Annotated in this window: 5 protein-coding genes; 3 read left to right on the forward strand and 2 right to left on the reverse strand. The window is 57.7% G+C overall.

Going from position 1 to position 5,749, the window contains the following annotated elements; all coding sequences use genetic code 11:
• Window positions 1-1,592 (reverse strand): heme peroxidase family protein (locus FY112_RS02910; protein WP_246700587.1); only part of this gene is annotated, 1,592 nt, incomplete at its 3' end.
• A gap of 691 nt (window positions 1,593-2,283) precedes the next feature.
• Between FY112_RS02910 and FY112_RS02915 the strand changes: the two genes are divergently transcribed.
• A complete protein-coding gene (locus FY112_RS02915; RefSeq protein ID WP_094086198.1) occupies window positions 2,284-3,639 on the forward strand; it encodes a S8 family serine peptidase in 1,356 nt (451 codons plus the stop codon).
• A complete protein-coding gene (locus FY112_RS02920) occupies window positions 3,636-3,866 on the forward strand; it encodes a hypothetical protein (RefSeq protein ID WP_131644101.1) in 231 nt (76 codons plus the stop codon). Before FY112_RS02915 ends, FY112_RS02920 begins: the two co-directional genes overlap by 4 nt.
• Window positions 3,867-3,954: 88 nt before the next feature.
• On the opposite strand, the gene FY112_RS02925 is transcribed toward FY112_RS02920, so the two are convergent.
• Window positions 3,955-4,956, reverse strand: coding sequence for a L,D-transpeptidase (locus FY112_RS02925; protein WP_151517618.1), 1,002 nt, complete (start codon window positions 4,954-4,956; stop codon window positions 3,955-3,957).
• Window positions 4,957-5,076: 120 nt separating this feature from the next.
• Here FY112_RS02925 and FY112_RS02930 point away from each other — a divergent pair.
• Window positions 5,077-5,749, forward strand: a 673-nt coding sequence (locus FY112_RS02930; protein WP_151517619.1) for a LysR family transcriptional regulator, incomplete at its 3' end; no start/stop codon positions are given.

A 5,749-nucleotide genomic window follows, 5' to 3' on the forward strand; every position in this document is an offset into this window, starting at 1 on the left:
GCAGCCTCGGCTTCGGCCAGAATGTAAAACCAGAGCGGTGTACGTTCGTGGAAACGCGATGCAGTGCCGGCGAGGAAGTTCTTCAGATCGGGCTTCGCGGCGAACAATGCTGAGACATCTTGGATCGGCGAGGACTGCACCGCGCCAGTTTGCTTGAGATGCTTGTGTAAAGCCTGACCCGTCGGGAGCCTGAGATTGTAGCCCCGACGAAGGTTGCGCCTTGCCAGGTTCTTGAACAACTCCTTAAGCTGTTGGTCGGCCTGGTCCTCCCCCTCCTTGAACAGCGTATGCAATGGCGGAGCAAGTTCCGTATCGATCCTCCTGGCAAGACGGGCCGGCTCCCCATCGCTCGCATCATGGGGATCGGCTCCCGTAAAGCGCGTCCAGTCGATTATCCAGTTCTTGGGCAGCTTCTTCGCGTCATCCAGCCTGCCGCCGCCGCCGGTGAATTCGAAAAGCAACCTCAAGGTGGCGCGCGGTAGAAAACCTGTGCCCGGCCGCCCAAAGTTCTTGTTGTAGTCATAGAAGGTTCTGACCATGGAATGACCGAACCGATAGGCTGCGGTGGAGAACTCCAACGGCAGAGCATTGCCGAGCCGGGTATTCTGCCTCCGGGCATCGAACTCGGCTCTGAATTTGAAGAAATGAGATGCCCGATCGTTGACGACGCGGTCCACCACAACCGGATCGCAAACGCCCTTGAGATATCCTTCGACAATCAACCATTGGTAATGAAGTCTTGTCAGAGCCTGCGCCGAGCTGAAATCGGCGATCCAGCCCGTGTCATGCGATGCAAGATAGTCGACGGCCTTGTTATGGAACCGGAGAAAGCTCAGATGGAACTGCGCGACGACGAGATTTTCATCGTTGCGATTGTCCCCGATTATCGCCCGCTGGGGCAAGGTATCAGAGAATTTCTGAAACGCCTCGGGAGTCATCGCGGCCTGAGCCAGACGTAAAGCCGCCTCCCGGACAGACGACTGGACCTGGCCGTAGCGAGGGAGGTCGCGATGTTCGTCGAGGTTGTCGGGAAGTGGCCCCGGATCGACGGCTGTCCCGACACGCATTTTGTTTGTCAGCGTGGGGTGGCGAAGGCCGGAGATCACTTTGACAACATCCGCATCTATCCCCTCGCCGACGGCAGATCCGCCGTAGACACTATCCAGATCGAAACGGGGCGAGCGAGCATTTCTGAACTGGCTCTCCACTGTCGACGAGGCGACAGGCGGGTGTGCGTTGACCATGCTCGAGATCGCTCCTTCGCGATCAGTTCGGGCCGTCAGCTCGTGATCCAGGAATTGTCCCCAATATGTGAAGACAGGCGGGAGCGTGGAATCTTCCGTCGGATCCTCGCTCGTCGGCGTCGCGACAACATCGATCATCATTTCGCCGAGCTCATCGAGCTCCCCAAGCGTTTCCGCCGTGTTGGGAAGGTAATTCTCTGGCGCATCTAATGGCGGTACGAAATATCCGAAGTCAGCTTCTTCATCGACCGCGACGTCACCCGTCGCTGGCCGCCCGGCCCGAACGCTCGGCCCTGGAACTGCGCGCTCTTTCTCCGCACCCCCGTGCGATTGAAAAACGATTGCCATTGGCAACACCCTCCGTTTTCCAGCCCGCGGGATAATTCATACACCTAGAACGCGAAGTCAACTAATCATATTGGGCTATTATTCATCTTAAAGTTGGTAAATTACCGGTAAAGCTCAGTCGATGTCTGTGCGGTTTCAGCGCACTCGTTTTTTGCGCATCGTATTCCCTGCCCCGCGGTTGGCGCCTCGTTGTAAGAGGTGCCATTGCCGGTATCGCTGGCGCTTTTCGCCGCAAGTCCGTTATTGCAAGGCAGTATCGATAATCGGACAGAGCCACCTCAGGCACAAAAATAGCGAGGAAATACAATGGGGAGGAGATGTAGAAGTATAGGCTACCTGAAAAGCAATGAAACGCCGGCGAACGACCGCTAGAATTTTCATTTGCTAACTCAACAATAAGATGTATATTTGCCGCCGAGATTTCGGCCAGGGGAAGTACATCCCGAAATCGACCTACAAGGTACAATTTATTATGCTTGCTTGCCGAACGCTCCAATTTTCGGTTGGCAAAGCTTTGTGTTCTCGCGGCAAGTCAGCGGAAATAAACATCTGGTCAATCCGCATCGATCTACCTGTAGCGCCGCCGCTATCCCGAACGCGAGTGTCGGCTCGATTAACGGGTATGCCGCGCGTCAATCTTGCGGCTTTTGTATTGCTTTGAAACCGTGAATCATGGGGGAGAGTTGATATCATGGCGAAATCAACACGAGGCAGGGTCAACGCATCGGGCGACGGCACATCGGGTCTTGGCATGGTGGTGCGATTTACACCCAAAGCAAGGAACGAGGGTGTACAGCAACTCGAAAAAGGCGGCTTCCGTGTCGCCTCGTCCAAAGATTTTCGCAGCGCCGTGGCGGTGCCAAATGATTTCGACGGCGCTGATGTTCAGTACTTCGAACGTTTCGGAATCGCAATTGTGCGCCGGGACGGCGAGAGACTGAAGCCCATGTTGCAAAATGCCATGCAACAGAAGGTCATCAGCGCTGCTCGGCCGGAGCGATCCTATCGCGCCCTCGGCGGGCCACTGGCGAAGCGGCTGGACCTTGCACAGACAACGGTGGGCGGCGTTGCAACCCCTTTGGACCGTGACTACCTGCTCGGCTATCGTGACGCCGTGAACGAACTGGTCGATCGCTTATTGGGCAGGAAGGGGGCAGAGGGGCATGTCGCCCGGGCAGCCTTTGACGAAACCAGCAACACTTGGGGACTGCAAGCTGTCAGGGCTATCGAAAGTGAGCTGAGCGGGGCCGGCATCAAGGTTGCGGTACTGGATACCGGATTTGACGAAACTCATCAGGATTTTGTCGGCCGTTCAGTCACCAAGAAGCTCTTTGCAACACGTAGTTCCGAAGGCGATGTTCACGGTCACGGAACGCATTGCATCGGTACGGCATGCGGTCCATTGCGACCGACCAGCGGCCCACGTTACGGCATCGCCTATGAGGCGGAAATCTACGCTGGAAAGGTGCTGGGCGACGACGGCTTCGGTACTGACCGGTCGATCATTGCCGGCATGGAATGGGCGCTGGATGAAGGCTGCCATGTTATTTCAATGTCGCTAGGCGCTGCAGCGCAAATTGGAGATGCGCCGAGTGACGACTACGAGCAAATTGGGCAGGTATGTTTAGACGCGGGAACTTTAGTCATTGCCGCCGCCGGGAACGAAAGTTCTCGTCCTCAACAGATTGAGCCGGTTGGTTCTCCGGCGAACGCGTCCACGATCCTGGGAGTTGGCGCCGTGGATCGCTCCTTCGCGCCGGCGTCGTTCTCATGCGGCGGTTTGAATCCTGGTCAGGAAGTGGACATTGCCGCTCCTGGCGTCGACATATTTTCGAGCTTGCCCGATGACAAGTATGACCGATGGAATGGCACCAGCATGGCGACCCCACATGTTGCCGGCGTTGCCGCTCTTATTGCTCAGTCTGATCCGAAGTTTCGCGGATGGGCGCTGTGGGCGCGCTTGATTCAGCTAACAAAGCCTCTATCTTCCCCTGCTAGGGATGTTGGCAAGGGTCTGCTCCAGGCAAGAGGATGCGGCGAGCTATGACGACCGATAAGATTGAAGTTACCATTCGGATCGACAAAAACGAGGCCCGCAGTTTGGGAGAGGTCGTCGGCGACTTGAAGTCGCAAGGCCTCGAACAGGTGCAAAGCCACGAGCGCTTCATGATTGTCAACGGTACTGTCAATCCTGACGCGCTCGATGCGCTTCGCGCGGTAAAGGGAGTCGCTTCCGTTCGGAAAGATGTCGCCTACAAGCCTCAAGCGAACTGATCATGCAGGCGGCACGGCCTATGCGCAGGCGCTGACGAAGGTCGTCAGTAACAAGCAGAGAAGAGTGGGTTTTTCAATGCATTCCCCTTCACTTCGGCGTGGCTGAACTTCGACTGACGAAGTCCACCAGCACACCGGGCTTGACCATGTCGGCCAGCTCTTCGGCATCCCAATTCGTCAGCCGCACGCAGCCATGCGATCCCACCTTGTCGATGAGCTTCGGCTCCGGTGTCCCGTGTATCCCATAGGTCGGCTCGGTCAGGTCGATCCAGACCGTGCCAACAGGACCGTTCGGCCCTTTCGGGATCGTCAGGACCTTGTCGTTCTTTCCCTGCTTGAAGTTGCGCTTCGGGTCATATCTGTAGACCGGCATTCTCGCGACGCCCTTGACCTTGTGCTTGCCTGACGGTGCCGGATTGTCTTCGCTTCCGATCGTTGCGGGATAGACTGCAAGCAGCGATCCATCCGCGGCATAGGCGAGCACCTGCCCCGTCTTCCTGTCAGCCTCGATCCTCTTGACCTTTCCTTCCCTTGGAGGACCCGGGTTCACCACCCACACCGTGTCGCCAGGAGCAAACTGCGAAGCCGGGTTGAGCGCATGCACGAGATCGATACCCATGTGGAACCGCTCGGACAGTTTCTCGGCAACGCTCGTATATCCCAAGCTTTGCATCTTTGCCTTCTCGCCATAGTCTTCAGGGATCTTGTCAACGAGACCCGCGGCATCCTCTGCCGAGACGACATAGCTCTCAACGATCGGGGCATTGCCTTCCAGGCGGGAGGCGACCTCTGGATCGAGCCTCCCATTGACAGGAAGATTGTTCATCGTCTCGAAGCCGGCCACGGCCTTGTCGACGTTTTCGCCCGAGAGGCCATCGATCACGCCGGGAGATGAGCCTGCACGGTCGAGCAGGACTTGAAGGCGAACGATCGCCGGGTCTGGATCTCCCGGCCCAGATTTCTCAGTCCCGATGGACGCAATCGACGCGGTATTGATTTCTTCGGGTCGGAGTTCCCGCGCGGCGGCACCGCCAACGGAGAAGGCCAGAGCGAGCAGCGACATCGGCAGGGCTGTTTTCATGGACGACAAATGGCCAGCGGCGCAACTTGTTCCAGCGCGAACAGAGCCAGGCGGGTGTTCACGATGATTTCAATGTCCAGCCTCAGCAAATTCAGTACAACGGCCATTTTGATCCGAAGGAGCTCGTGAATGCCGCGCGAGAGCGTCAATGACCTGCTGGCTTTTCTGGCGGTCGCCCGGGAGAAGAACTTTACGCGAGCGGCTGCGAAGCTGGGCGTGTCTCAATCGGCGCTCAGCCACGTTGTCCGCCAGCTCGAGACGCGGCTTGGAATCCGGCTGCTGACCCGTACCACGCGGGCCGTTTCGCTCACCGACGCCGGAGAGCGGTTGTTCCAAGGCGTGGGGCCTCATTTCGACGAGATCGAGGCGCAACTTGAAACCCTCACCGAATTCAGGGAAAAGCCGGCCGGGAACCTCCGCATCACGGCATCAGACCACGCAATAAGGTGGATCATCTGGCCGAAACTCCAGCGCTTCCTACCGAACAACCCTGACATCAAAGTGGAGCTGATACGCGAAAACGGGCTGTCTGACATCGTGACCGAGCGCTTCGACGGCGGCGTCCGGATGGGGGAGCAGGTGGCGAAAGACATGATCTCGACACGCATCGGGCCTGATTTCCCTTTTGCCGTCGTTGGCGCACCCTCATATTTCGAGGTCAAGGGGGTTCCGGAGCATCCGCAGGACCTCGTCCGCCACAACTGCATCAACGAGCGCCTGCCCACATATGGCGGCTTCTGGGCATGGGAGTTCGAAGACAACGGGAAAGAGATCAGGATCAGGGTCGAGGGACAGCTAGCCT

This window comes from Rhizobium sp. PEPV16, from assembly GCF_008919455.1.
In the GTDB taxonomy this organism is placed as follows: domain Bacteria; phylum Pseudomonadota; class Alphaproteobacteria; order Rhizobiales; family Rhizobiaceae; genus Rhizobium; species Rhizobium leguminosarum_Q.